The sequence below is a fragment of the Pseudomonas sp. GM49 genome (assembly GCF_000282355.1).
In the GTDB taxonomy this organism is placed as follows: Bacteria; Pseudomonadota; Gammaproteobacteria; order Pseudomonadales; family Pseudomonadaceae; genus Aquipseudomonas.
Map to the genome: position 1 here is coordinate 23969 of NZ_AKJL01000225.1, position 24930 is coordinate 48898.

Genomic DNA, 24930 nt, shown 5'->3' on the forward strand with positions numbered 1-24930 from the left:
GACAGGAAGTCTGTATGAGTGACAGTTTTTTTTCTAACAGTAAGATTTTGCTATTGAAGCGTATTCGTGCGGATTTCGCCGTCGAGGTGCTGTTGGCTGAACGCCTGGGGAAACTCGGAATCAACCCGCACAAGACCTATCTGAATACGCTGCTTGATATTATTGGCACTGACGTCAGCGAATCCAGGACGTTATTCGATGAGACACTGGAGTGGGTTGAGAAAGAGACACTGCCTGATTATGTCCAGGGTATCAATGGGGTTTTCAATCGGCAGTATTCTTTCAAACCGGAATATCGGGTTAAAGGGCTGAACCTGATAGAGTTTGAACGGCTTATAATTGATATCGTCCGTTGGTTAACCGATGCGCCCTCAATCAATCTTTCAAAACGCTCGATCAAGGTATCTGGCATCGAGGAGGTCCATGCTGCGTTGAAGTATCGGCTCCCGGAAATCAATATCGATAACCTGTACTTGACCAGCTTTGTCACGCAAGCGGACGGGCGAAAGATACTTCAATCCCGAAGCCTGGCCGAAGATATCTTTGCTCATTTCCAACAGAATGAAATTCCTTACTATCACGGCGAAGGCGTTGGTGTTTATTCGGTCGCCTACAGTTCCCGGGAATTTCATTTGCATCCGCAACTTACGATCAAGGATATCAGTGACCTAGTGATCGAAATTGCTCCGCAGTTCCTGATCTGATACGGAAGGACTTTCGTAGCCCATCCGCCAACTGATGGCCCGTGTCGCAGCCAGTAATCGCTGCGCCGCCGGGCCATTTTCGTCGGCATGAAACAGCGACGTCGGCCCCACCACCGTCAGCACTGCCGCAATCTTGCCCATCGCGTTGAAGACCGGCGCCGACAAGGCATCCACACCGGGCATCAACAATCCATGCACATGATGCAGGCCCCGTTGGCGGATCTGTTCGCACATCGTCGTGTACGCCTGCTGATCGGCCAAGGCGTGGGCGGTGCTGTTCTGCAATTCCTGATCGCGCAGGTCCACGGTTTCACGCGCAGGCAGGTAAGCGCCGAAGACCAGTCCGGTGGAGGAACTGAGCAGCGGCAACACCGAGCCCAGTTGTGTCACCACCGTCACCGCACGCACCGCCGGTTCGATATGCACCACGGTCGCGCCCTGATTGCCCCACACCGCCAGAAAACAGGTTTCGTTCAAGTCATCGCGCAATTCAGCCAGGGGCAGGGCGGCGACTTTCAGCACGTCCATACTGTTGAGTGCCGCCAGGCCGACGCGCAGGGCTTCGCGGCCGAGCCCGTAATGGTTGGTCGCGGCGTTCTGTTCGGCGAATCCGCTGGCGATCAAGGCCTGCAAATAGCGATGAACCTTGCTCGCCGGCATCTGCACGTGTTCGGCCAGGCGCGACAGCGAAGTCGAAGGCGACAACTCGGCCAGAGCCTTGAGGATGTCGGTGCCAACCTCGGCCGAGCGGACTTTCTGTTTACCGTTGTTGTCGCTGGTTTTTTCCATGGTGGCTGGGATCCCGGGACGAATGGGCGTCTTTATAGCTTGACGGTCAATACCAATCAAATTACGTTATGCGTAATTGAATTACGATAAAAATAACCCAGGCATGCCACGAACTCTGCAACAGAGCGACCGGCCATTGCCGACTCCCTGTTCAGGAGGCTCCATGAACCCCGATTCAACGACGCCAGCGCGGGCTTACCTGTCAGGCTTCGGCAACGAATTCAGCAGCGAAGCGTTGCCCGGCGCACTGCCTGTCGGCCAGAACTCCCCGCAAAAAGCCCCGTACGGCCTTTACACCGAACTGTTCTCCGGCACAGCGTTCACCATGGCGCGCAGCGAGGCGCGTCGTACCTGGATGTATCGCATTCAGCCATCGGCCAATCATCCGGCGTTCGTCAAACTCGATCGGCAACTGGCCGGCGGTCCACTGGGTGACGTGACCCCCAATCGCCTGCGCTGGAACCCGCTGGAGATTCCCGCCGAGCCGACCGATTTCATCGACGGTCTGGTGAGCATGGCCGCCAACTCGGGCGCAGAAAAACCGGCCGGGATCAGCATCTACAACTACCGCGCCAACCGTTCCATGGAGCGTGTGTTCTTCAATGCTGACGGCGAGATGTTGCTGGTGCCTGAACTGGGGCGCCTGCGCATTGCCACCGAACTCGGCGTGCTTGAACTGGAACCGCTGGAAATTGCCGTACTGCCACGCGGTCTTAAATTCCGTATCGAACTCATTGACCCGCAAGCCCGCGGTTATGTCGCCGAAAACCATGGTGCGCCGCTGCGTCTTCCGGACCTGGGGCCGATTGGCAGCAATGGCCTGGCCAACCCGCGGGACTTCCTGACCCCGGTGGCCGCCTACGAGAACCTGCAACAACCCACCACGCTGGTGCAAAAATTCCTCGGCCAGTTGTGGGCGTGCGAACTCAATCATTCGCCGCTCAACGTGGTCGCCTGGCACGGTAATAATGTGCCGTACAAATATGACCTGCGCCGTTTCAACACCATCGGCACCGTCAGTTTCGATCACCCTGATCCGTCGATCTTCACAGTGTTGACCTCGCCAACCAGCGTCCACGGCCTGGCCAACCTCGACTTCGTGATCTTCCCGCCGCGCTGGATGGTGGCCGAGAAAACCTTCCGTCCACCTTGGTTCCATCGCAACCTGATGAACGAATTCATGGGCTTGATCCAGGGCGAATACGACGCCAAGGCTGAAGGCTTCGTGCCCGGTGGTGCTTCGCTGCACAGCTGCATGAGTGCCCACGGTCCGGACGGTGAGACCTGTACCAAAGCGATCAACGCGGACCTCAAGCCGGCGAAAATCGACAACACTATGGCGTTCATGTTCGAAACCAGCCAGGTGTTGCGCCCAAGCCGTTTCGCCCTCGATTGCCCGCAATTGCAAAACACTTACGATGCCTGCTGGGCTACGCTGCCCGCCACTTTCGACCCGACCCGGAGATAACCCATGACGCAGACTTCCATCACTCGCAGCTGGGTTGCATCCGCCAACGGCCATGCTGATTTCCCACTGCAAAACCTGCCGTTGGGCGTGTTCAGCCTCAACGGCTCGGCACCGCGTAGCGGCGTGGCCATTGGCGAGCATATCTTTGATCTGCAAGCGGCCCTGGAGGCCGGGTTGTTCGATGGCGCCGCGAAGGCTGCTGTCGAGGCCACCCGTGGCGGCCAGTTGAATGCCTTCTTCGAACTGGGCCGCGAGGCCCGTGTGGCCCTGCGTGAACGCTTGCTGGAACTGTTCGCCGAAGGCAGCACCCTGCATGGCAAGATCGAAGCCCAGGGTGCGAAACTGCTGCCACTGGCGGCGGATTGCGAGATGCACCTGCCGGCGAAAATCAATGATTACACCGACTTCTACGTCGGTATCGAGCACGCGCAGAACGTCGGCAAGCTGTTCCGTCCCGACAACCCGCTGCTGCCGAACTACAAGTACGTGCCAATCGGCTACCACGGTCGCGCATCGACCATTCGCCCGTCCGGTACCGATGTACGCCGTCCGAAAGGCCAGACCTTGCCGGCCGGTCAAACCGAGCCGACCTTTGGTCCTTGTGCACGCCTGGACTACGAACTGGAACTGGGTATCTGGATCGGCCAGGGCAACGACATGGGCGACTCGATTGCCATTGGCGACGCCGCTGATCACATCGCCGGCTTCTGCCTGCTCAATGACTGGTCGGCACGGGACATCCAGGCCTGGGAATACCAGCCGCTGGGACCATTCCTGTCGAAAAGCTTCATCACCAGCATCTCGCCGTGGGTTGTTACCGCCGAGGCGCTGGAGCCATTCCGTCGCGCCCAGCCTGCGCGTCCGCAAGGCGATCCGCAGCCGCTGCCGTACCTGCTCGACAAGCGCGATCAGGCCGCTGGCGGGTTCGACATCGAACTGGAAGTGTTGCTGCTCACCGAAGCCATGCGTGAACAGAACCTGCCAGCCCATCGCCTGACCTTGAGCAACACCCGGCACATGTACTGGACCGTGGCGCAAATGGTCGCGCACCACAGCGTCAATGGTTGCCAATTGCAGGCCGGTGATCTGTTTGGCTCGGGCACGTTGTCGGGCCCTGAGAGCGGTCAGTTCGGCAGCCTGCTGGAAATTACCGAGGGTGGTAAAAAACCGATCGAACTGGCGTCGGGCGAAGTGCGTAAATTCCTTGAGGACGGTGACGAAATCATCCTGCGCGGCCGTTGCCGTCGTGACGGTTTCGCTTCCATCGGATTCGGTGAGTGCCGCGGCAAAGTGCTGCCGGCGCGTTAACAGGAGCGGGGCATGGAACTCTATACCTACTACCGATCGACTTCGTCGTACCGGGTGCGTATCGCATTGGCGCTCAAGGGCCTGGATTATCAGTCCTTGCCGGTCAACCTGATCGCACCGCAGGGGGGCGAGCATCGGCAGCCGCCTTATCTGAGCGTCAACCCGCAAGGCCGGGTGCCGGCCTTGCGCACTGATGAAGGCGAGTTGCTGATCCAGTCTCCCGCCATCATCGAATACCTGGAGGAACGTTATCCACAGGTGCCACTGCTGTCCAGGGACCTCGCCACCCGCGCCCATGAACGCGGTGTGTCGGCAGTGATCGGCTGCGATGTGCACCCGTTGCATAACGTCAGCGTGCTCAATCGTCTGCGCCAGTTGGGCCACGACGAACCGCAAGTGGTGGAGTGGATCGGTCACTGGGTCGGCCAGGGGTTGGCCACGGTGGAGCAGTTGATCGGTGATGACGGTTACTGTTTCGGCCCCGAACCAGGGCTGGCGGACGTCTACCTGATCCCGCAGTTGTATGCGGCCGAGCGCTTCAATGTTTCCCTTGAGGCTTACCCGCGGATTCGTCGAGTGGCGGCGTTGGCGGCAACGCATCCGGCGTTCATCAAGGCGCATCCGGCGAACCAGCCAGACACGCCTTGATGCCTCACACCGTTCCAATGTGGGGGCGAGCTTGCTCGCGAAGAAGGCGTGTCAGTCAACAATAATGTGGCTGACACACCGATTTCGCGAGCAAGTCGGACCGCCGCACCGCCGCTCCCACAGGCTTCGGTGGTGTATACAAATGCTCGCCACAGCGCAAAACAAAGGTGGGAGCGAGCCTGCTCGCGATAGCGGTCTGGCAATCACTTCATTGGTGGCTGACACACCGATTTCGCGAGCAAGCTCGCTCCTACAGGGGGGGCAGTGATCAGTGAACGATGGCGTTCGGCGGCAAATGCCCCAGCCGCTCCGTCAGGCGAATCCGCTGGATTGGGTCGTCGCTGAGCAGCAGCGCATGCTCCAGGTCAAAACGTTCGGCATTCGGACATTCCAGTCGTTGATACAGGCTGGCCCGGGACAGATAGTCTGTGGCACTGGCGTTGCCCAGTTCCAGGACGCGATCGGCGTCGATCAAGGCATTGATGACATCGTCGTGGGACAGGTACAACTGGCGCAGGTTGCGCGACAGCCGTTGAAGCATCTGCACCGGTTCAGCGGTCTCCAGGTGCTCGGCGCCGAGCTTGATGTTCGGGCCGTACTGGCGGTTCAGTAATTCCCGGCAATCGTTCGGATAAAGGCGACGGCCGCCGCAGGGGTCGAGCAAATGATCGGCGCCCGGCACCCGCAGCAGGAAATGTCCGGGGAAGTTGACCCCGACCATGGGAATCTCCAGGCCCCTGGCCAACTCCAGTGCAATCAGCCCCAGCGTCAAGGGTTGCCCTCGCCGGAGTTCCAGAACCTTGTCAAGCAGTGCCACTTGCGGGCGCAATGGCGTGAAATCGTCCTGGGCAAAACCAAGGTCGTTCATGCGCCGCAGCAACGGCTGGGCCAGTTCACTGACCGGTAACATCGGCAAGCCACCACTGACCCGTTGTTGCAACGTCTGGAAATCGGCCAGCAGTGCTTGCGGGTTCACCTCGCTGTCGTGCTCGACCGCAATCCACAGTGCCGCCTCGAACAGCGCGGGCGGTGAACGTTGCAGGCAGGCGAAAAACGATTGGCGCGGGGTCATCAGAATCTCCGGGCAATGCCTCGTTTTAGCCCCCTCTCCGGCATTCGTCCAGTGCCGCACCAGGGCGAATACAGGTTATTTCCGAAAGCTAGCATGGAGGCCGTGCTTATTCCTGTGCGCTTCTGCATTTTTTGGGCGCAAGCCTATACTGGCGACTACAAGAAGTGATTCGGGAGCCTTACGATGTTCGCTCTCATGCAAAGCACTCGCCTTGAATCGCTGCATCTGAGCGTTGACTCGGTCACCGGGTTGAAGGCGGTCATTGCCATTCATAACAGCCGGCTGGGGCCCGCCCTGGGTGGTTGTCGTTACCTTGCCTACCCCAGCGACGAGTCCGCGGTCGAGGACGCTGTGCGCCTGGCCCAGGGCATGAGCTACAAGGCAGCGCTGGCCGGCCTGGCCCAGGGCGGCGGCGTAGCGGTGATCGTGCGCCCGGCCCATGTGGAAAACCGTGCAGCGCTATTTGAAGCCTTCGGACGCTGCATCGAACAGCTCGAAGGCCGTTACATCACCGCCATCGACAGCGGCACTTCAGTGGCGGACATGGATTGCATCGCCCAGCAGACCCAGCACGTCACCAGCACCACCTCGGCGGGCGATCCCGCGCCACACGCGGCGATGGGCGTGTTCACCGGCATTCGCGCCACTGCGATGGCGCGACTGGGCAGCGATAACCTCGAAGGCCTGCGCGTTGCCATTCAAGGCCTGGGCAATGTCGGTTATGCCCTGGCAGAACAGTTGCACGCCGCCGGTGCCGAACTGCTGGTCAGCGACATCGATCACGGCAAGGTGCAACTGGCCATGGAGCAACTCGGTGCGCACCCGATTGCCAACGACGCGCTGCTCAGCACACCTTGCGACATCCTCGCGCCCTGCGGGCTGGGCGGTGTACTCAACAGCCATACCGTGGCGCAATTGCGCTGCTCGGCGGTGGCCGGTTCGGCGAACAATCAGTTGACGCATCTGGACGTCGCCGACCAACTGGAGCGGCGGGGCATCCTGTACGCACCGGATTACGTGATCAACGCCGGTGGGCTGATTTACGTGTCGCTCAAGCACCGCGGCGAAGAACTGCCGACCATCACCGCACATCTGTCGAAAATCAGCTCGCGCCTGACCGAAGTGTTCGCCCACGCCCAGGCGGAAAAACGCTCCCCCGCACGGGTGGCCGACGAGTTGGCGGAGAAAGTGTTGTACCGGTGAATCAGGCATGAGTTTTCCACAGGCATGAAAAAGGCCCTGAGCCATTCGACTCAGGGCCTGTTCAATTTGGGCTTTGCTTACTTGGCGGCTTTGGGGACCTTGGCAGGCTTGGCCGGGGTGATCGGCTCAGCGGCTTCAACGACCTCGACCGTTGCAACCGGTTCTGCGACTTCAAACGGTGCGCTGAGCAGTTCGGACAGGGCGTCCGGCTGGCTCTTGAACGCCTTGGCGAACACATCGCGATTCTTCGCCATGTAGATCCCGGCTTCTTCCACTTGCTGCTCGGTCAGCGACGGAACGGCTTTCTGCAACACTTCAGCCAGCAATTCGGCCAGTTCGAGCATTTTGTCATGACGGTCAGCTTCGGCTTTATCCATGAACAAGCGCTCCAGATCTCGGCTGCTGCGGTATACCACTTCGACGGCCATTCACCACCTCACATGCCTTCACATTGGTTGTCGGTTTCGACTACTGTATCTATATACAGCGAAAAGGATAAGCGAATCCCTGCCTTTTGGGTAGTGGCTTTTTAATGTAGACCGGTTTCGACATTTGTCAGGTGAGGCGCTGAGCAGGTGCGACCAAACGCCACGGCGCGCAATCCAGAGCGTCTCGCCATCATGTGCTGGCCTTTTTTCTGCATGCAGAAAAACCTTCACGTCCAACCCGCATCATCCGTTCGAACCGACCTAAGGAAGCAGCATCGTGAAAATCAACTGGGCCGAAAAATTGCGGCAGAACGTCCATGAGCTGGCCGAGTCCCTGGGCAATCTGTTCGTTGAAACCTTTCACTACCTGGCGCTGTTCGCCATTGGTGCGGTGACCGCGTGGGCGGCGGTGATGGAGTTTCTCGGAATGATCGAAGAGGGACACATCAAGATCGATGACATCTTGCTGCTGTTCATCTACCTGGAACTGGGGGCGATGGTCGGGATTTACTTCAAGACCAACCACATGCCCGTGCGCTTCCTGATCTACGTGGCGATCACCGCGCTGACGCGGCTGCTGATTTCCAACGTTTCGCACCACAACCCGCCGGACCTGGGAATTATTTACCTGTGCGGCGGGATTCTGCTGCTGGCGTTTGCGATTCTGGTGGTGCGTTACGCTTCGTCGCAATTTCCTTCGGTGAAGATTGAAAACCCACACCGCAAAACAGGTGCGGGCTCCAGTGAACATCCGGAAGTAGAAAAGGGCGAGCTTTAAAGCCCCATGGCGGGTCGGGGCCGGCCGTTGGCGGGTGGTGGCGGCAGGCTGCGCGTGCCGTCATCGGTCATGGATTCGAGGATGGCCACGGCACTGTGGCCTTGTTCGATGGCAATGCCGAATTGAATGCTTTGAACCAGACGCTTGAGGCGTTGGGGGTCATTGCGTTGTTCGGCGCTGATCATGCGTTTGGCCACCACGCGGCCACTGTTGGAGAGGGTCAGCATGATGCTGCCGTCCAGTCCCTGAATGCTCAGGTTGATCTGATAATCCGCTGCAAAGGCATCGGTAATGAGCTGGAAAGGGTTGTCCATGATGCGTCACCGCCTGATTGAACGTGCAGTTGTTGACCGGCCGTGATCGGGTTGGTTCGCAATGTCAGACCACCGGCCATCTCGCCATCATTGTTCCAATCAGGATGTAGCAAGGGGCATGCCGACAAAATTGTCGGACAAAAAACAGGTTCTGTAGGAGCGAGCTTGCTCGCGATGGTCGTCAACGATAATGCGTAAACCCAGACACCCCACGGTGCCTTTTGGTTTTTCGCGAGCAAGCTCGCTCCTACAGGGGGGCGCGTTTTCTGCACGTTTCAGGGCAATAAACCTCGACGTGCCTCCAAAGCGATCAACATTCCACCCAGTTCACCGCCAGTCCGCCCCGCGACGTCTCTTTGTACTTGTCGTGCATGTCCGCCCCAGTGTCGCGCATGGTGCGGATCACCCGGTCCAGGGAAATGAAGTGTTTGCCGTCGCCGCGCAGGGCCATTTGCGTGGCGTTGATGGCCTTCACCGCTGCGATCGCATTGCGCTCGATACACGGCACTTGCACCAGTCCGCCAACCGGGTCGCAGGTGAGGCCGAGGTTGTGTTCCAGGCCGATTTCGGCAGCGTTTTCCAGCTGTTCCGGGGTGGCGCCAAGCACCTCTGCCAGGCCCGCGGCGGCCATGGCACAGGCGGAACCGACTTCGCCCTGGCAGCCGACTTCGGCCCCGGAGATCGAAGCGTTTTTCTTGCACAGGATGCCGACGGCAGCTGCGCCCAGGAAGAACGCGACCACATCGTCGTCAGACGCGTCGGCATTGAATTTCATGTAGTAGTGCAGTACCGCCGGAATGATCCCCGCCGCGCCGTTGGTCGGTGCCGTGACCATGCGCCCGCCGGCCGCGTTTTCTTCGTTCACGGCAAGGGCGTACAGGTTGACCCATTCCATCGCTGACAACGTGGAGGTGATGACATTCGGCTTGCCGATTTCCTGCAGGCTGCGATGCAGTTTCGCAGCTCGACGCGGAACATTCAGCCCGCCGGGCAGAATGCCTTCGTGGCGCAAGCCCTGTTCGACGCATTCGCGCATCACCGACCAGATATGCAACAGGCCCTCGCGGATCTGCGCGTCAGTGCGCCATGCCCGTTCGTTGGCCATCATCAGTTCGCCCACCCGCAGCCCGTGCTCGTTGCAGAGTTTGAGCAGTTCGGCGGCACTGGAAAAGTCGTAAGGCAGCACCACATCGCCGGTCGGTGCGATCCCGGATTCGGCTTCGGCCGCTTCGATGATGAAACCGCCGCCCACCGAGTAATAGGTTTGCTCGAACAGTTCGCCGGTTTCACCGAAGGCTGTCAGGGACATGGCATTGGGGTGGTAGGGCAGACTCTCGTTGAGCAGCAGGAGATCGCGTTGCCAGTCGAAGGCAATGTCGGCAATGCCTGCCAGAGGCAACTGACCGGTTTCGCGCAGGGTGTTGATTCGGCTGTCAATGGTAGTGGGGTCGATGCTGTCGGGCCATTCGCCCATCAGACCCATGACGCAGGCACGGTCCGTTGCGTGGCCGACGCCGGTCGCCGAAAGAGAACCGTAAAGGCGAATCTCCACTCGTCGCACGTCAGCCAGAAAACCCTGTTCGACCAACTGCCGGGCAAAGGTCGCGGCGGCGCGCATCGGACCGACGGTATGGGAGCTGGACGGGCCGATGCCGACTTTGAAGAGATCGAAAACGCTGATAGCCATGCTAAAGCCTGTACATGCAATGGAAGGGAAATCGCCGCCATTTTTGTAGGACAAGCGCAATGTCGGCGATACTGCCCGTCAAGGTCCTACGTGACCAACGAAAATTCCTAAGACATCCTTTAGCGGGACTAAACGATGAGTCGTCAATTGCACGGCCAGACATACGTCTGGCTGAACGTGTTTGCCTGTGCCGCGCGGCACCTGTCGTTCACCCGATGCGCCGAAGAACTGCACATCACACCGGGCGCCGTCAGCCAGCAGATTCGCCAGTTGGAAGAACGCCTGGGCTTTCGCCTGTTTCACCGCCGCGCCCGCGGAGTGGAACTGAGCGCTGAGGGCCAGCGCCTGGCCGTTACCGTCAACGAGGCTTTTGGCAGCATCGACGCCGAATTGAGGCGACTGGATGCAGGCATGATCAGCGGGATTCTGCGGGTGCGTTCGATTCCGTCATTCCTGAGCAAATGGCTGACGCCGCGCCTGCCGCGTTTGCAGCAGCGTTTTCCGGACATTCAGTTGCGTCTGGTGGCCGAGGACAGCAGCGTGCCCTTGCATGAAGGTGACTTCGACCTGGCGATCGATCTGAATGACGGCAGCTACCCGGGGCTGTTATCCACAGCCTTGCTCGATGAACAGATTTTTCCGGTGTGCGCGCCGAGCCTGTTGCGTGGTCGTCCGCCGCTGCACGGTCCGGCAGACCTGATGCACTTTCCCTTGCTGCACGACATCACCGCCTGGCGTGGCAGCTACGAGTACGCGGAATGGGAGTTTTATCTCAATGCCATCGGCTTCGAGGGGGCGGATGTGCGACGCGGGCATACCTTCAATCGCAACCACCTGACGATCGAAGCGGCCATCGCCGGGATGGGGGTGGCGATTGCCCGACGAACGCTGCTCAACGATGAACTGGAGCGTGGGGCGTTGATCGTGCCTTTTGGTCTGGCGGTGCCTAACCACAAACGCTACATGCTGCTCTATGCACCGGGGGCGCTGAGCCATCCCGGCGTACGTGCGGTGCATGACTGGCTGGTGGAAGAAGCGGGGATTTTTCGCAGCTTGCACCCGTTGGGGGAGCGGCAAATGTGAGCAAATATTACGTAAGAGCAGGGCGACCCAACTCCCGACCTTAACAGCGCTTTTACCGGTTGTCCGGCTTTTTTTGCGATTGAAAATTTATCTTTTTTAGGGGGTTGAATTGTTCAGCGTACAGACCGATTGTGTAACCAAGAGGTCACGGTGATGACGCCCAAGGGCTTAGCTGACCGGCCTCTCGCGAGCTAGCTGAAATAAGGGATGAACTATGCAAATCCAAGTCAATAGCGATAACCATATTCAAGGCAGTAAACGACTGGAGGAGTGGGTACGTACGACCATTGAGAGCACGCTCGAACGCTACGAAGAGGACCTGACACGAGTCGAGGTTCACCTGCGGGACGAGAACGGCGACAAGCCGGGTCCCCACGACATGCGCTGCCAGCTGGAGGCGCGGCCAAAAGGCCATCAACCGGTTTCCGTCACTCATAAAGCCTCCACCATGGAGCAGGCGATCGACGGAGCGGCCACCAAACTTGAACATGCGCTGGAGCATATGTTCGGCAAATTACGCGGCAAACGAGCCAATGTGGTGCCCATCGAGAGTGGCGCCCATGCCGACCAGCTGCTGGAAGAAGAGTTTCTGGAAAACGAACAGGCGGCGCTTAACGGCTGACACCTGATTCACTTTTTACCTTCCCATGAAAACGGGCCTGCATTGCAGGCCCGTTTTCGTTTCGGTGACTTTTGGATTCCGTGGCCATTGGCATGGCTGCGGGGACAGCCAGCTTTGCGGTGCAACCAACGGGCGTAAGAGAGGGCTGCCCCCGATCCTTTTGCATATGAGAATATTTATCATTAATATTGCGGCCTTACCGGCCCCCTGACGCTGTCGTGGCCTCACCGGTTTTCAGGTCGAAACATGAACGATGATCACTCTCCCACCCGACCCCCGCGATATCGAGCACGACGAACAGCGCGGCGACCGTGCGCATTTTCTCCAGGTGTTTCTTTCCCAGCGTTCGCAAATGGAGGCGTTGGTGAGTCGTCGCGTCGGTTGTCGGGCGACGGCGGCTGACCTGGTACAGGATTTGTTCCTGCGTTTCTGGCGGCGGCCGCTGGTGCAGGTCGAGGAACTCAGCACCTACCTGTTGCGCTGCGCCGGCAACATCGCCATCGACCATTTGCGCAGTGAAGGCACACGAGTCCGGGCCAGCGAAGGCTTGATGGTCGAGCCGCCGGACAGCCATGGCAGCGGACCGCAAGCGGCACTGGAGGCGGGCAACGATTTGCTCCATGTCGAAGCGGCGTTGCGCGCCTTGCCGGAGCGTACGCGGCAGATCTTTTTGCTCAATCGCATTCACGGCCGTAAGTACGCCGAGATCGCCAAGGCCATGGGTTTGTCCCAAAGTGCCGTGGAAAAACATATGATGCGCGCCCTCGAAGCCTGCAAGGCCAGCCTTCGGGAACCCGAAACGCGTATGCCAGGGAAAGCACCGTGAACCACTTCGAACGCGTCATTCCGACGCCCGCGCAGGAGCAGGCCGCGCTGGCCTGGTTGAGCCTGTTGCATGACCAGCCAGGCAGCGGTGACCAGGCTACGTTCAGCCAATGGTTGCAGGCCGACCCCGCCCATGCCGAGGCGTATGCCCAGGCGCTAGTGCTGTGGGAGTTGAGCGAAGTGCCGGCGCGCACTCTCGCCCAAGAAGACGCCTTTGCCTTGCAGGGGTACCTCAATGCGATGAATCGCTCGCGGCGCAGCACCGTCGGGCGCTGGTCCGGTGCCTTGGCCATGGCCGCTTGCCTGCTGCTGATGATCAGCCTCGGCACGGGTTGGCAGCCGATGCGCTGGATCGACGACCTGGGGGCCGATTACGTCTCGGCGCCAGGGGAAATTCGCACCGTGACCCTGGCCGATCAATCGCAAGTCACCCTGGATGCCGACAGTGCCATCGCGGTGGACTTCAGCCGTGGTGAGCGCCATGTGCAGTTGCGCCGCGGCGCCGGGTTTTTCAACGTCACCCACACCGGTGAACCGTTTGTGGTGGACGCCGAGAAAGGCTTGACGCGGGTCCTGGGCACGCAGTTCGAAGTCCGTTTGCAGCCCCATGGCGCGCAGGTCACGGTGTTGTCGGGGCGGGTTGGCGTGTCGACGGACAAGAACGCCGAACAGCAAATTCTCACCGCCGGCCAGCAAGTGGCCTACGGCGAAGGCTCGATGGAAAAACTCCACTCGGTGGACAGCGAAGCGCATTTGGCCTGGCGCCAGGGCTGGCTCAATTACTACAAGGCGACGTTGGCCGACGTGGTACAGGATTTGGCGCGCTATTACCCCGGCCGGATCGTGTTGCTCGACGATGAACTGGCGGCACGTCGGGTCAGTGGCAGCTTCCCGAGCAAGAACCCGCAGGCGGTGTTGAGTTCTTTGCAGGGGGTGATGGGGTTTGAGCAGCATCAGGTGCTGGGGCATCTGATTATTTTGCGTTGAAGCTGCCGGCCCCATCGCGAGCAAGCTCGCTCCCACAAGGTTCTATGTTGTCCCCAATTTGGTGACCGACTCAAAACCTGTGGGAGCGAGCTTGCTCGCGATGGGGCCAGTTCAAACACCACATCACCCTGAATAAAAATATTTTCAAATTTTTGCTGAGGTAAACCCGATTGCCATCCGTGTAGTGACTGAAACTGCGAGTCATTCGCATCCGTAGCGGTTCTACACAGGTCGTGAGTAATGAAGTCCAGGGCAAAATCGGGTTCGGTCAAACAATGGTTGAGTGTGTCTGCGTTGAGCTTTTCGGTTTTGGCGTTGTTGCCGCTGAGCGTGGCGCTGGCCGCTGAGACAGGCGGCAGTCAGTCGCGTGAGCAGTTCAGTTTTTCGCTGGCTGCCAAACCGCTGCCCCAGGCCCTGAGTGATTTCAGCCGGGTGACCGGCATCAGCGTCGTCTACACCGATGAAGCGCCGTACGGCCTCAATGCGCCGGCCATCAATGGCCAGATGAGCGCCGAACAGGCCCTGCAACGTCTGCTCACCGGTTCGGGTTTGACCTTCCGCCGCACCGACGGCCACACCATTGCCCTGGAACCACGGCCGACTGAAGGTGCGTTGAACCTGGGCGCGACCACCATCACCTCGGTGATGGATGACTCCATGAGCTACCAGCCGCCACCCACCTCTTCGGTGATGCGCTCCTCGGCCCCGGTTCAGGAGATCCCGCAGACCATCAATGTCGTCCCGGCCCAGGTCATCCGCGACCAGGCACCGCGCAATCTTGATGACGCCCTGGCCAATGTCAGCGGCATCACCCAGGCCAACACTCTGGGCAGCACCCAGGACTCGGTGATGGTTCGCGGCTTCGGCGACAACCGTAACGGCTCGATCATGCGCGACGGCATGCCGATCGTGCAGGGCCGTGGCCTCAACGCCAGCGTCGACCGGGTTGAAGTGCTCAAGGGGCCGGCCTCGTTGCTCTACGGCATTCAGGATCCGGGCGGTGTGGTCAATATGGTCAGCAAGAAGCCCGAGCTTGAGCAGTACAACGCCTTGAACTTGCGCGGTTCGAGCTATGGCGACGGCAAGAATGGCAGCGGCGGCGGTCTCGACAGCACCGGCGCCCTCGGCGATTCCGGGCTGGCCTACCGCATGGTGCTTGACCACGAAGACGAAGATTACTGGCGCAATTTCGGCGTGCATCGCGAGAGCCTGATCGCGCCATCTCTGGCCTGGTACGGCGAAAGCACCAAGCTGCTGTTCGCCTATGAGCACCGCGAATTCCTCACGCCGTTCGACCGCGGCACGCTGATCGATCCACGGACCAACCATCCGCTGGATATCTCGCGCAACGAGCGCCTTGATGAGCCGTTCAACAACATGCAAGGGCGTTCGGACCTCTATCACTTCGAAGCCGATCACCAACTCAACGACAACTGGAAAGGCCATTTCGGCTACAGCTGGAACCGCGAAACCTACGACGCCAGCCAGGTGCGCGTGACCGCCATCGACACCCAGAAGGGCACCCTGACCCGCAGCATGGACGGTACCCGGAATGCGATCAGCACCGACCGTTTCACCACCGCCAGCCTTGAAGGCAATGTGAACGTGCTCGGCATGCAGCACGACCTGCTGTTCGGCATCGACGACGAATACCGCAAGATCTTCCGCGAAGACCTGATCCGCCAGAAAAGCCTGACCACGTTCAGTTACGTCAATCCGGTCTATGGTCGGGAAGTGGCGGGCACCACCGTCAGTGCGCCCGACAGCGCGCAGACCGATGAACTGCGCAGCGATTCGGTGTTCCTGCAAGACTCCATCCACCTCACCGACCAGTGGATTCTGGTGGCCGGCGCGCGCTTCCAGGTGTACGACCAATATGCTGGCAAAGGCGTGCCGTTCCACGCCAACACCGACAGCAATGGGCAGAAATGGGTGCCGCGCGCTGGCCTGGTTTACAAATACACCGATGCCTTGTCGTTCTACGGCAGCTACACCGAGTCGTTCAAACCCAACTCGACCATCGCGCCGTTGAGCGGCAGCAGCACCGTGCTTGACGGCGGCATCGCGCCGGAAGAAGCCAAGTCCTGGGAGCTGGGTGCCAAGCTTGATCTGCCGGGCCGCGTCACCGGTAACATCGCGCTGTTCGACATCAAGAAACGCAACGTGCTGGTGGCCAACGCCGAAGGCCCGACCACTATTTACAGTGCCGCCGGCGAAGTGCGTTCCCGTGGCCTGGAAGTGGACTTGAGCGGTCAGCTCAGCGATCGCTGGAGCATGATCGGCAGCTACGCCTATACCGATGCCGAAGTCACCGAAGACCCGGTTTACAAAGGCAATCAACTGCAAAACGTGGCGAAGAACAGCGGCTCGTTGTCGGCCGTTTATGACTTCGGCACCGTTATTGGCGGTGATCAGCTGCGGGTCGGCGCCGGCGCGCGTTATGTGGGAGAGCGCGCGGGTAACGCGGTGAACGATTTCGACCTGCCGGGCTACACCGTGGCCGATGCATTCGCCACCTACGACACCAAGGTCGAAAGGCAGAAGGTCAAGTTCCAGCTCAACGTGAAGAACCTGTTCGACCGCACTTACTACACCTCGGCGGCGAGCCGCTTCTTTGTGTCGATGGGTGACTCGCGGCAGATTTCGCTGTCCAGCACGCTGGAGTTCTGAGGACAGACCGCGTCATCGTTCTTCGTCGGAACGCCGCCCGGAGCAAGCCCGCTCCCGCAGGGGAATAGGGTGATTACAAAACAGGTGAGCACCGCCAAACCTTGTGGGAGCGAGCTTGCTCGCGATGGCGGCCTGAAAGGCGCCGAAAAAGCTCGGAACTAGCGCAAAAACGCCTGGCGATACTCGCCGGGCGTTCCCCCCAGGGCCTGGCGAAATCGGTTGGTGAAGTGGCTGGCACTGGAAAAGCCACAGGCCAGTGCAATCTCGCCCAGAGGCTGCGAGGTCGTGCGCAGCAATTCCCGCGCCCGGTTCAGGCGTCGCGCCAGCACGTACTGGTGGGGCGGCAAGCCGAAGCTTTCGCGGAACATCCGCGCGAAGTGGTATTCCGACAATGCACACAACGCCGCCAGTTGACCCAGGCTGATGGCGTCGTCCAGATGGCTGTCGATGAACTCCACCAGATGCCGACGCTGATGCGCGGCCAATCCACCTTTAAGGCGCAGTCCTTGCCGGGCGTTGACCTGGCTGAGCAGGGCATGGCTGAGCAGTTCGTGGGCCAGGCTGCTGGTGAGCAGGCGCTCGCCCGGCTCGTCCCAGTTCAAGGTGATCAACTGCCGAAAGCGCAGCGCCTGCTGCGGATCATCGAGAAAGGTTTGCTCGCGCAGCTGCATTTCCCGTGGTTCGCGATCGAGCAGGGTGACGCAGCCGAGGGCAAATTGTTCGGGGCTGAAATACAGGTGTGCCAGGCGAATGCTGCCATTGATCACCCAGCCTGACTGGTGGTCGGCCGGCAGGATGCACAGTTTGTCCGGGCCGCCCTTGTTGCCGGGCTGTTCGCGACGGAAGGTGCCGGTGCCGCCGGCTATGTAGCAGGACAACGTGTGGTGGCTGGGCGCTTCGTATTCCTGGGCGTCGTGGTGATTGCTCCACAAGGCTGCGGACAAGCCGTCACCGAGCTCGGCACTGTGCTCTAGGCGAGCATTCGGCGAGCGGTTGAGGGCTTGAAAGACTTGTAGGGAATCCAGTGCAGCCATGATTGTTGCTCTCTAACACCTGCATCCAACGCCCTGCATCCTACTCCGTAGACGTGCGTATGCCAGCCTGTCGCCAGACAAAAGCGCAAGTTTATGCAAGTGCGTCCAGGCGTGGCGCCGGACACTGGGCACCTATCGAGGAGCCTTAGTCATGAACCTTTCTTTGTACCTGCTGACCGTGCTGATCTGGGGCACCACCTGGATAGCCTTGAAATGGCAACTGGGCGTGGTGGCCATTCCCGTATCGATCGTCTACCGCTTCGGCCTCGCCGCGCTGGTGCTGTTCGTGATCCTGCTGCTCAGCCGACGCCTGCAAGTGATGAACCGTCGCGGGCACCTGATCTGCCTGGCTCAAGGTTTGTGTCTGTTCTGTGTCAACTTCATGTGCTTCCTCACCGCGAGCCAATGGATCCCCAGCGGTCTGGTGGCCGTGGTGTTTTCCACCGCCACCCTGTGGAATGCCCTCAATGCGCGGGTGTTCTTCGGTCAGAAAATCGCCCGCAACGTGCTGATGGGCGGTGCGCTGGGCCTGCTTGGGCTGGGGCTGCTGTTCTGGCCGGAACTGGCCGGGCATACCGCCAGCCCGGAAACCTTGCTCGGTCTTGGTCTGGCCCTGTGCGGCACCTTGTGCTTCTCGGCGGGCAACATGCTCTCAAGCCTGCAACAGAAGGCCGGCCTCAAGCCGCTGACCACCAATGCCTGGGGCATGGCTTACGGTGCGGCGATGCTCTCGGTGTGGTGTCTGGTCAAAGGCATTCCCTTCGAGATGGAAATGAGCGCGCGTTACATCGGGTCGCTGCTGTACCTGGTGATTCCGGGATCGGTGATCGGTTTCACCGCCTACCTGACCCTGGTCGGCCGCATGGGGCCTGAGCGGGCAGCGTACTGCACAGTGCTGTTTCCGGTGGTGGCGCTCAACGTATCGGCGTTCGCCGAGGGTTATCAGTGGACGATGCCGGCCCTGTTGGGGCTGGTGTTGGTGATGTCGGGGAACGTACTGGTGTTTCGCAAACCCAAAGTGCCGCAGGTGCTGGGCAACGGCAAGCTGGCCTGAGGGGGGCGTCGAGTGCTGAGTGATTCAGTGCTCGATTTTTATCGCGATGTATATCAATAGCGGAAAGATGAAATCAATAATATGTTGAGACCTGTCCTTGTAACTCCAAGTTTTCGATTCGTCCATGTTGAACCATTCGATGCCGATCACTTGAAAACCAACGTAATAAAGAAACAGGGCGATCAGTAATCCTATAAGTGCAGGTTTCTTGGCTTCGTGAAATTGTTCGGGGCTGGTGTTGATATTTTTGTAAAGGTAATAGGTTCCGAGTAGGCAACATATGGTGTAAACCACTTCAAGTGTAATGATCAGCCAGTAAATACGGTGGTGCAGCATGGCAGAAGTAATAGCCCTGTAGCTGTATTTTTTGCGACCATTGGTGGTGTCCATGCTCAGGATGTGGCTGATGTATTCATAGCTTGTCGAGTAGTCCGTGAAGTTGTTGTATAGCATCAGCAATCCAAAGAAGCTGACAAATAACATCAATGTGGCTTTGCTGAATCGAATGACTCGACTTGTTGTGAGTTGGCTCAAGCTGGTGATCTCCGTTGCTGTTCCCTTAGTGTCTGGGTAGGAAGGAGAGTCTATCGAGTGGTTTTGTTATTTGGTTGTTGACTGAATTGCAGGGTGTGTATTCAGAGAGCTGTTTAAGACGTTGAGAGTGACTTTTTTGTATTAAACGGGCAGGCGCTTTTGGCACCTGCCCGTTTTTTTTAACCCTTCCAGACTTGCGGGTTGACCAGGTCCTGCGGTCGTTCGCCCAACAGGGCACTACGCAAGTTGGCCAGGGCACGGTTGGCCATGGCATCGCGGGTCTCATGGGTGGCCGAGCCGATGTGCGGCAAGGTCACGGCGTTTTTCAGCTGGAACAGTGGCGATTCGGCCAGCGGCTCTTTTTCGTATACGTCCAGCCCGGCACCGCGAATGCGGTTGTTTTGCAGTGCTTCGATCAGCGCCGGTTCATCCACCACCGGGCCGCGAGCAATGTTCACCAGGATGGCGCTTGGCTTCATCAGCGCCAGTTCGCGATGACTGATCAGGTGCCTGGTTTTTTCGCTGAGCGGCACCACCAGACAGACGAAGTCGGCTTCGGCCAGCAATTCATCCAGGCTGCGCAACTGTGCGCCGAGTTCCTGTTCCAGCTCGGTCTTGCGGCTGTTACCGCTGTAGATGACCGGCATGTTGAACCCCAGGCGACCACGGCGGGCGATGGCGGCACCGATGTTGCCCATGCCGACGATGCCCAGGGTCTTGCCGTGGACATCGCAACCGAACAACGGCGCACCGACGGTCGCTTGCCATTGTCCGGCCTTGGTCCAGGCATCCAGTTCGGCAACGCGGCGCGCGCTGCTCATCAACAGCGCAAACGCCAGGTCGGCGGTGCTTTCGGTGAGCACATCCGGCGTGTTGGTCAGCATGATCCCGCGTTCGTTGAAGTAGCCGAGGTCATAGTTGTCGTAGCCCACCGAGACGCTGGACACCACTTCCAGCCTGGCAGCGTTTTCCAATTGGGCGCGGCCGAGTTTGCGACCGACGCCGATCAGGCCGTGGGCATGGGGCAGGGCTTCGTTGAACTGGGCGTTGATGTCGCCGTTTTTCGGATTCGGCACGATGACATCGAAATCCTGTTGCAGGCGTTCGACCATTGCCGGGGTGACGCGGCTGAAAGCCAGGACAGTCTTTTTCATGAGAGGCGGGCTCGTCGGGCGGTGAAGAATGCTTAGCAAGCTACAAGTTTCAAGAGGCAAGCTGCAAGTTTAAAAGTCGCCCCCATCGTTTTTAACTTGAAGCTAGCCGCTTGAAGCTTGTAGGTGCCGTTCCGCTATACTGCCGCACTTCTTATACTGTGGCATGCGGCTCGCTCACCGGGCCCGACACTTCATGCATCACCCGGAGCTTTCATGACTTCCCCGAAACAACCGCCGGTCGCCGACGCCATGCGCGACGAGCCGGCCGCACTGCCAGACAGTCTCGAGTCCAGTGCCGAAGGCGAAACCAAAGCCGAGATTCCGGCTTTCAAGTTCCCGTTCAAGCCGGGCGAACTGGCGTCAGCCAAGGGCTCCAACCAGCCGTGGTATAAGAATGGCGCCAAGAACGGCCACACCAAAACCCCAGGCATGGCGCCGCCGGGGACTCGTCGTTCGATGGGCAAGCGCTGACCCTCCGAGATTGCTGGCGGTTTTTTTCTCTCATTCATCAAGATGTTTCCCACAAGAGTTGGCGATTACGCTGCTGGGAAATGCAATGGCTATTCGTTGAGCATTCCAGGCTCATGAATTCCTGATGAAGGCCGTCAATATGTCTCTGGTGAAATCTTTTTCGCTACTGTCGCTACTGGTCATGACCGCTGGTTGCGTGTCGTCCGCACCAGAGCCACAGATTCGTTTCGGTATCGAAGCCATTGTTCCACCGTTTGAAAGCCGTGACGACAAGGGTGAGTTGGTGGGATTGAACGTTGAGTTGGTTCATGCGCTCTGCGCCGAACTCAACACCCGCTGTGTCTGGATAGATCAGGATTACGCCTCCAATATTCAAGCCCTTGAAGCTGGCCGCTTTGATGTGATCCTGCCGATGACCGCCACATCGGCGCGTAAAGAACGGGTTGATTTCACCAACGATCTCTACCCCCTGAGCAGCCGCCTTGTGGCGCGCAAAGGGGCGAATCTGCAAGCGGATGCGCAATCGCTCAAGGGGAAAACAGTCGGCGTCCTCGCGGGTACCAGCCGCGAGGCGTTCGCCAAGGCCCGTTGGGCTCCGGCCGGGGTAACGGTACGCAGTTTCGATTTCAACCAACAATTGATCGAGAGCCTGCTTGCGGGGGGGATCGATGCCACCCTGCAAGACTCCATCGAAATCACTTACGCATTACTCAGCCAGCCCCAAGGTAAGGCGTTCGATTTTTCCGGTCCGGCCCTCGAGGACCCCATGCTGGGCAGCAGCGTGGCCATGGCCTTGCGCAAAACCGATACCCAATTGCGCGACAACCTGAATCTGGCCCTTGAGCGGCTGAAGCAAGATGGCCGGTATCAGGCGATTACCCAGCGGTACTTGCCAGCAACAGCCCCCGATTTCCCTCGGTACTTCCCAGGTGGAGAAGGCCTGCCGTTTGCCGATGCGGTACAGGTCGGCGAGATGATCCATCTGTCAGGTGTGATTGGCGTCAGCGCCGGTGACGAACTCGTCAAGGGTGGCTTCGGCCCGCAGATGGTCCAAACCATGGAGAATCTGAGCAGCGCCCTGCAACGCAGTGGTTCGTCTTTGGAGAACGTTGCCAAATGCACGGTCATTCTTGCGGACATGAAGGACTTTGGTGCGATGAACGAAGTCTACAAGCGTTACTTCCCGACAGATCGACTGCCTGCCCGGACAACGTTCGGTGCGAAAAAACTGGTAATGAATGCGCGGGTGGAAGTCGAATGCATGGCGGTTGCTACCCGCTGACATAACGCTGGAATCGCTCTGACGCAGATCGGGTTTGCGTCAGAGTCAGGCGTTCAGGCCGTGCGTAATGAAATAAACGCATAGTTCGCCGGCGTATCCGTCGCCACTTGCGCACCGGCCGCAAGTACCTGCCCGGCGACATCCTCAGTCGAGACATGGAACAGCCATTCGCTGCTCCATTGCGGCAGGGCCTGCCCGGTCAATTCATCGACGATCGTGGCGAACTCGTTCATGTCCGGCAGATAAGCGGTGAAGCCATCGCCCTTCAGCGCGGTTGTCCGAATCCCCAGCAACGCGCAAATCGCATCCTTCATGTGAATGTCATTGCGATCGGCCTGACGGGAACGCTGGATCAATTCCGATAGCTCCCGGTCTACCAGTTCACCGCCTACAATCAGATCCGGTCCTTTTTCCCACGACTCGGGCGGACATTCCTTCAGAGTGATGTTCAGGGGAATGTGCGGATTGATTTCCATCGGATAGATACGGCACACCAGCGGCCGGCGTTCGTAGATGCGGCAGAGGTTGTCTTCGTCAAGATTCCGGCAGGGGCCGGCATTGTAGGCGGCGAAGGTGATGGCCACGTACGCCTCGGATTCGCCGCTGCGCACGGCCGCCGAACGGCGTTCTGCGTGTTCCCGTTGTTGCACCGGCAGACCCAGGCCGTTGTCCAGAAACGCCTCCACCAGCACGATCACCTGACCGCCATCGGCTGCCCACATCCGGGTTTCGCTCAGGGTCAGGGGTACATGGTGGTCGTTGCAGCATTTGCCGCAGCCTACGCAGGAAAACGTCGTATTCATTGAGCGTTCACTCGCATCACAGGGCATGAAGCAGCGACAGAATGCCGCCGCAAAGGCCGCTACCGAGGCAAGTTATGTGCCACTCAGTTTGTCTTGCCGACCGGGCGGATGGAGTCCCATTCGCTGACGTACGCGGTTTTGCTCTTTTTGTTGTAGAGGCACAGCTCGGTGCCTTGCGCACCTTTCATGTGCTTTTGCGGGTACTGGCCTTGCAGCAGTAACGCGGTGTAGCCGACCCGGTCATCGAACTGCGCGGCGTTGCTCACTGGTTTGGCGTCTTTCAGGCCGCTGGCTTTGGTGCAACTGGCGAGTACGGCTTTGTCGTAGGCGGCCCAGGCGTCAGGGCTTGAGGCGTGGGCCTGAGAGGTGAGGGCGGTGAGGCAGAGGAGGGTCAGGGTTGTGGCTTTCATTGGTCAGGCGTCCTTGGATATGCAGTGGCCAAGGGTGGAGTATGCCTGAAGGATTTGGGGCGGTTGTGCCGGCCCTTTCGCGGGCAAGTCGGATCGCCGCACCGCCGCTCCCACAGGTTATGTATCGTGCACAGAGTTTGTGGTCGTACTCGGTCACTGTGGGAGCGGGCTTGCCCGCGAAGGCGGCGTATCAGAGCGGAACCGGCTCCCGGCGGACTGCGCGCATCCCGACGCTTTCATACAGCCGCCGCGCCCGAAGGTTGTCCTCCAGTACCTTCAGGTCCACGAAGCCTTCACGCCGTTGCTGGAACACCTTGAATGCCTGCAACAACAAGGCACGCCCCAATCCACGGCCTTGAAACCGCGGATGCACCACCAGGTTCTTGATATAGGCACTGGTCCAGCACTGACATACGCCCACCACTTCTCCGGCATCCAGGGCAATCAAGCACAGGGCCGGGTCATATTCCGGGTCGGTTTCGAACTGCCGTTGCCACATGTCCAGCGCGGCGACGCGACCGCCGCCGTCGAGATAACCGAGCTCCATCAGCCGGTGCACGGCGGCACCCAGTTCGGGACGGTATTCACACAGTTGCAGGCCGGCTGGCCATTCGGGAGACGGCAGGACGATGGATAGGTCGCGCCGCATCAGCCAGCAGAATTCTCCGGTCAACACTCAGTAACCCTGTTCGGCGACAGCCTTGGCGGCGGTGATCAGACACTGGGTCAATTCAGGCGAAGAGAATTTGGTCAGCACCGCGTTCGCTCCCGCGAGTTGTGCTTTTTCAGCGTTCATCGCACTGTCCAGCGACGTGTGCAGCAGTACATAAAGATGCGCGAAATCCGGGGTTTCCCGCAGGGTGCGGGTGAAGGCGTAGCCGTCCATTTCCGACATCTCGATGTCCGAGACAATCAGGTTGATCTGCTGCGCGGTGCCTTGCAGGTCCAGCAGGCAGTCGATGGCTTCCTTGGCGCTGCGGGCCGTATGGCATTGCAGGCCAAGGTTACGCAGGGTGTGCACCGATTGCTGCAAGGCGACCTGGCTGTCATCGACCACCAGAATGCGCGCGTTGCCGAGCAATTCGGCGTCTTCCATGCTCAGTTCGGTCGGCGCCATTTCGATTTGTGCCGGGGCGATGCCGTGAATCACTTTTTCGATGTCCAGCACTTGCACCAGGGTGCCATCGACCGAAGTCACGCCGGTAATGTAGGCGCGCAAACCACCGGAGCCGAAGGGCGGCGGGCGGATGTCGGTGGTCAGGCAATGGACGATCTTGCTCACGGCCTGCACGTGCAGGCCCTGCTTGGAACGGCTGACGTCGGTGACGATCAGGCAGCCGCCGTTCGGATCTTCCAGCGGGCGCTCGCCAATGGCACGGCTGAGGTCGATCACCGACAGCGAGGCCCCGCGCAGGGTGGCGATGCCTTTTACGTGAGGGTGTGACTCCGGCAGCCTGGTCAGCGGCGGGCAGGGAATGATTTCACTGACCTTGAGCAGGTTGATCGCCATCAGCTTGCCGCTGCGCAAGGTAAACAGCAGAAGCGAAAGTGAGTCTGCGCGGGCTTTGTTGGAGGACATATGAACCTTCTCTGGAAAAAGGT

25 protein-coding genes and 1 pseudogene are annotated in these 24930 nt (G+C 59.5%); 14 read left to right on the top strand and 12 right to left on the bottom strand.

The annotated features are described in order from the left end of the window. Positions 1-14: 14 nt before the first annotated feature. Positions 15-704: a hypothetical protein gene (locus tag PMI29_RS09525; protein WP_008000625.1), complete on the top strand. Its 690-nt coding sequence runs from the start codon at positions 15-17 to the stop codon at positions 702-704. Here the strand turns inward: PMI29_RS09525 and PMI29_RS09520 are convergent. Further along, positions 669-1493 (bottom strand): IclR family transcriptional regulator, encoded by an 825-nt coding sequence (locus PMI29_RS09520; protein WP_008000627.1) that lies wholly within the window; start codon positions 1491-1493, stop codon positions 669-671. The genes PMI29_RS09525 and PMI29_RS09520 overlap by 36 nt on opposite strands. Before the next feature lie 163 nt (positions 1494-1656). On the opposite strand from PMI29_RS09520, the gene hmgA reads away from it, so the two are divergent. Genes hmgA through maiA form a run of 3 tightly spaced genes read left to right on the top strand, consistent with a single transcriptional unit; the run spans position 1657 to position 4917 of the window. Next, positions 1657-2961 carry a homogentisate 1,2-dioxygenase gene (hmgA, locus tag PMI29_RS09515; protein WP_008000629.1) on the top strand — a complete coding sequence of 435 codons (1305 nt, stop codon included), beginning with the start codon at positions 1657-1659 and terminating at the stop codon, positions 2959-2961. A gap of 3 nt (positions 2962-2964) precedes the next feature. Beyond that, positions 2965-4269: a fumarylacetoacetase gene (gene fahA, locus PMI29_RS09510; protein ID WP_008000631.1), complete on the top strand. Its 1305-nt coding sequence runs from the start codon at positions 2965-2967 to the stop codon at positions 4267-4269. A 12-nt stretch (positions 4270-4281) separates the two neighbouring features. After that, a complete protein-coding gene (gene maiA, locus PMI29_RS09505) occupies positions 4282-4917 on the top strand; it encodes a maleylacetoacetate isomerase (protein WP_008000634.1) in 636 nt (211 codons plus the stop codon). A gap of 268 nt (positions 4918-5185) precedes the next feature. On the opposite strand, the gene PMI29_RS09500 is transcribed toward maiA, so the two are convergent. Next, entirely contained in the window at positions 5186-5989 is an 804-nt protein-coding gene (locus tag PMI29_RS09500; protein ID WP_008000644.1) for a SirB1 family protein, read from the bottom strand. A gap of 183 nt (positions 5990-6172) precedes the next feature. Between PMI29_RS09500 and PMI29_RS09495 the strand changes: the two genes are divergently transcribed. After that, the gene (locus PMI29_RS09495) at positions 6173-7192 is read left to right on the top strand and encodes a Glu/Leu/Phe/Val dehydrogenase family protein (protein WP_008000646.1); all 1020 of its coding nucleotides are present in this window, start codon (positions 6173-6175) and stop codon (positions 7190-7192) included. A gap of 188 nt (positions 7193-7380) precedes the next feature. Here the strand turns inward: PMI29_RS09495 and PMI29_RS09490 are convergent. Continuing rightward, positions 7381-7620, bottom strand: a pseudogene (locus tag PMI29_RS09490) (YebG family protein); the annotation flags it as partial. 277 nt (positions 7621-7897) lie between these two features. Here PMI29_RS09490 and PMI29_RS09485 point away from each other — a divergent pair. Continuing rightward, the gene (locus PMI29_RS09485) at positions 7898-8398 is read left to right on the top strand and encodes a phosphate-starvation-inducible protein PsiE (protein ID WP_008000650.1); all 501 of its coding nucleotides are present in this window, start codon (positions 7898-7900) and stop codon (positions 8396-8398) included. On the opposite strand, the gene PMI29_RS09480 is transcribed toward PMI29_RS09485, so the two are convergent. Next, entirely contained in the window at positions 8395-8712 is a 318-nt protein-coding gene (locus PMI29_RS09480) for a DUF3509 domain-containing protein (RefSeq protein ID WP_008000652.1), read from the bottom strand. The genes PMI29_RS09485 and PMI29_RS09480 overlap by 4 nt on opposite strands. A gap of 310 nt (positions 8713-9022) precedes the next feature. Beyond that, positions 9023-10399 (bottom strand): L-serine ammonia-lyase, encoded by a 1377-nt coding sequence (locus tag PMI29_RS09475; protein ID WP_008000655.1) that lies wholly within the window; start codon positions 10397-10399, stop codon positions 9023-9025. 135 nt (positions 10400-10534) lie between these two features. On the opposite strand from PMI29_RS09475, the gene PMI29_RS09470 reads away from it, so the two are divergent. From PMI29_RS09470 to PMI29_RS09450, 5 genes are all read left to right on the top strand, one after another. Continuing rightward, the gene (locus PMI29_RS09470) at positions 10535-11482 is read left to right on the top strand and encodes a LysR substrate-binding domain-containing protein (protein WP_008000657.1); all 948 of its coding nucleotides are present in this window, start codon (positions 10535-10537) and stop codon (positions 11480-11482) included. A 214-nt stretch (positions 11483-11696) separates the two neighbouring features. Further along, a complete protein-coding gene (locus PMI29_RS09465) occupies positions 11697-12104 on the top strand; it encodes an HPF/RaiA family ribosome-associated protein (RefSeq protein WP_007970346.1) in 408 nt (135 codons plus the stop codon). A 253-nt stretch (positions 12105-12357) separates the two neighbouring features. After that, on the top strand, positions 12358-12930 hold the full coding sequence (locus PMI29_RS09460; RefSeq protein ID WP_008000666.1) for an RNA polymerase sigma factor: 573 nt from the start codon (positions 12358-12360) through the stop codon (positions 12928-12930). Further along, the gene (locus PMI29_RS09455; protein WP_008000668.1) at positions 12927-13916 is read left to right on the top strand and encodes a FecR family protein; all 990 of its coding nucleotides are present in this window, start codon (positions 12927-12929) and stop codon (positions 13914-13916) included. The genes PMI29_RS09460 and PMI29_RS09455 overlap by 4 nt, the downstream gene beginning before the upstream one ends. 240 nt (positions 13917-14156) lie before the next feature. Continuing rightward, on the top strand, positions 14157-16586 hold the full coding sequence (locus tag PMI29_RS09450; RefSeq protein WP_008000670.1) for a TonB-dependent siderophore receptor: 2430 nt from the start codon (positions 14157-14159) through the stop codon (positions 16584-16586). 158 nt (positions 16587-16744) lie between these two features. Here the strand turns inward: PMI29_RS09450 and PMI29_RS09445 are convergent, their stop codons facing one another. Further along, positions 16745-17620 carry a helix-turn-helix domain-containing protein gene (locus PMI29_RS09445; protein WP_008000672.1) on the bottom strand — a complete coding sequence of 292 codons (876 nt, stop codon included), beginning with the start codon at positions 17618-17620 and terminating at the stop codon, positions 16745-16747. A 151-nt stretch (positions 17621-17771) separates the two neighbouring features. Here PMI29_RS09445 and PMI29_RS09440 point away from each other — a divergent pair, with 151 nt between their 5' ends. After that, a complete protein-coding gene (locus PMI29_RS09440) occupies positions 17772-18674 on the top strand; it encodes a DMT family transporter (RefSeq protein ID WP_008000673.1) in 903 nt (300 codons plus the stop codon). A 24-nt stretch (positions 18675-18698) separates the two neighbouring features. Here PMI29_RS09440 and PMI29_RS09435 read toward each other — a convergent pair whose 3' ends face one another. Beyond that, positions 18699-19208 carry a DUF2165 domain-containing protein gene (locus PMI29_RS09435; RefSeq protein ID WP_033052548.1) on the bottom strand — a complete coding sequence of 170 codons (510 nt, stop codon included), beginning with the start codon at positions 19206-19208 and terminating at the stop codon, positions 18699-18701. A gap of 179 nt (positions 19209-19387) precedes the next feature. Further along, positions 19388-20362 (bottom strand): 2-hydroxyacid dehydrogenase, encoded by a 975-nt coding sequence (locus tag PMI29_RS09430; protein ID WP_008000675.1) that lies wholly within the window; start codon positions 20360-20362, stop codon positions 19388-19390. A 213-nt stretch (positions 20363-20575) separates the two neighbouring features. Between PMI29_RS09430 and PMI29_RS09425 the strand changes: the two genes are divergently transcribed. Both PMI29_RS09425 and PMI29_RS09420 read left to right on the top strand, forming a co-directional pair. Then, positions 20576-20833 carry a hypothetical protein gene (locus tag PMI29_RS09425; protein WP_008000676.1) on the top strand — a complete coding sequence of 86 codons (258 nt, stop codon included), beginning with the start codon at positions 20576-20578 and terminating at the stop codon, positions 20831-20833. Between the two features lie 139 nt (positions 20834-20972). Beyond that, complete coding sequence (locus PMI29_RS09420; protein ID WP_008000677.1) at positions 20973-22115, top strand: transporter substrate-binding domain-containing protein; 1143 nt, start codon at positions 20973-20975, stop codon at positions 22113-22115. 53 nt (positions 22116-22168) lie between these two features. On the opposite strand, the gene PMI29_RS09415 is transcribed toward PMI29_RS09420, so the two are convergent. From PMI29_RS09415 to PMI29_RS09400, 4 genes are all read right to left on the bottom strand, one after another. Further along, on the bottom strand, positions 22169-22918 hold the full coding sequence (locus PMI29_RS09415) for a YkgJ family cysteine cluster protein (protein WP_008000678.1): 750 nt from the start codon (positions 22916-22918) through the stop codon (positions 22169-22171). Between the two features lie 83 nt (positions 22919-23001). Beyond that, on the bottom strand, positions 23002-23328 hold the full coding sequence (locus PMI29_RS09410) for a hypothetical protein (RefSeq protein ID WP_008000687.1): 327 nt from the start codon (positions 23326-23328) through the stop codon (positions 23002-23004). Between the two features lie 190 nt (positions 23329-23518). After that, on the bottom strand, positions 23519-23977 hold the full coding sequence (locus PMI29_RS09405; protein ID WP_033052551.1) for a GNAT family N-acetyltransferase: 459 nt from the start codon (positions 23975-23977) through the stop codon (positions 23519-23521). Between the two features lie 27 nt (positions 23978-24004). After that, complete coding sequence (locus tag PMI29_RS09400; protein WP_008000691.1) at positions 24005-24907, bottom strand: chemotaxis protein CheV; 903 nt, start codon at positions 24905-24907, stop codon at positions 24005-24007. Positions 24908-24930 lie beyond the last annotated feature (23 nt).

What these genes read in the sequence shown, in the direction of transcription:
- PMI29_RS09475 (WP_008000655.1), bottom strand. Translation starts at nt 10,399, where the DNA reads ATGGCTATCAGCGTTTTCGATCTCTTCAAAGTCGGCATCGGCCCGTCC.
- PMI29_RS09460 (WP_008000666.1), top strand. Translation starts at nt 12,358, where the DNA reads ATGATCACTCTCCCACCCGACCCCCGCGATATCGAGCACGACGAACAG.
- PMI29_RS09465 (WP_007970346.1), top strand. Translation starts at nt 11,697, where the DNA reads ATGCAAATCCAAGTCAATAGCGATAACCATATTCAAGGCAGTAAACGA.
- PMI29_RS09415 (WP_008000678.1), bottom strand. Translation starts at nt 22,918, where the DNA reads ATGAATACGACGTTTTCCTGCGTAGGCTGCGGCAAATGCTGCAACGAC.
- PMI29_RS09520 (WP_008000627.1), bottom strand. Translation starts at nt 1,493, where the DNA reads ATGGAAAAAACCAGCGACAACAACGGTAAACAGAAAGTCCGCTCGGCC.
- PMI29_RS09525 (WP_008000625.1), top strand. Translation starts at nt 15, where the DNA reads ATGAGTGACAGTTTTTTTTCTAACAGTAAGATTTTGCTATTGAAGCGT.
- PMI29_RS09400 (WP_008000691.1), bottom strand. Translation starts at nt 24,907, where the DNA reads ATGTCCTCCAACAAAGCCCGCGCAGACTCACTTTCGCTTCTGCTGTTT.
- PMI29_RS09445 (WP_008000672.1), bottom strand. Translation starts at nt 17,620, where the DNA reads ATGGCTGCACTGGATTCCCTACAAGTCTTTCAAGCCCTCAACCGCTCG.
- PMI29_RS09495 (WP_008000646.1), top strand. Translation starts at nt 6,173, where the DNA reads ATGTTCGCTCTCATGCAAAGCACTCGCCTTGAATCGCTGCATCTGAGC.
- PMI29_RS09405 (WP_033052551.1), bottom strand. Translation starts at nt 23,977, where the DNA reads ATGCGGCGCGACCTATCCATCGTCCTGCCGTCTCCCGAATGGCCAGCC.
- PMI29_RS09430 (WP_008000675.1), bottom strand. Translation starts at nt 20,362, where the DNA reads ATGAAAAAGACTGTCCTGGCTTTCAGCCGCGTCACCCCGGCAATGGTC.
- PMI29_RS09450 (WP_008000670.1), top strand. Translation starts at nt 14,157, where the DNA reads ATGAAGTCCAGGGCAAAATCGGGTTCGGTCAAACAATGGTTGAGTGTG.
- PMI29_RS09500 (WP_008000644.1), bottom strand. Translation starts at nt 5,989, where the DNA reads ATGACCCCGCGCCAATCGTTTTTCGCCTGCCTGCAACGTTCACCGCCC.
- PMI29_RS09420 (WP_008000677.1), top strand. Translation starts at nt 20,973, where the DNA reads ATGTCTCTGGTGAAATCTTTTTCGCTACTGTCGCTACTGGTCATGACC.
- fahA (WP_008000631.1), top strand. Translation starts at nt 2,965, where the DNA reads ATGACGCAGACTTCCATCACTCGCAGCTGGGTTGCATCCGCCAACGGC.
- PMI29_RS09480 (WP_008000652.1), bottom strand. Translation starts at nt 8,712, where the DNA reads ATGGACAACCCTTTCCAGCTCATTACCGATGCCTTTGCAGCGGATTAT.
- hmgA (WP_008000629.1), top strand. Translation starts at nt 1,657, where the DNA reads ATGAACCCCGATTCAACGACGCCAGCGCGGGCTTACCTGTCAGGCTTC.
- PMI29_RS09440 (WP_008000673.1), top strand. Translation starts at nt 17,772, where the DNA reads ATGAACCTTTCTTTGTACCTGCTGACCGTGCTGATCTGGGGCACCACC.
- PMI29_RS09470 (WP_008000657.1), top strand. Translation starts at nt 10,535, where the DNA reads ATGAGTCGTCAATTGCACGGCCAGACATACGTCTGGCTGAACGTGTTT.
- PMI29_RS09425 (WP_008000676.1), top strand. Translation starts at nt 20,576, where the DNA reads ATGACTTCCCCGAAACAACCGCCGGTCGCCGACGCCATGCGCGACGAG.
- maiA (WP_008000634.1), top strand. Translation starts at nt 4,282, where the DNA reads ATGGAACTCTATACCTACTACCGATCGACTTCGTCGTACCGGGTGCGT.
- PMI29_RS09410 (WP_008000687.1), bottom strand. Translation starts at nt 23,328, where the DNA reads ATGAAAGCCACAACCCTGACCCTCCTCTGCCTCACCGCCCTCACCTCT.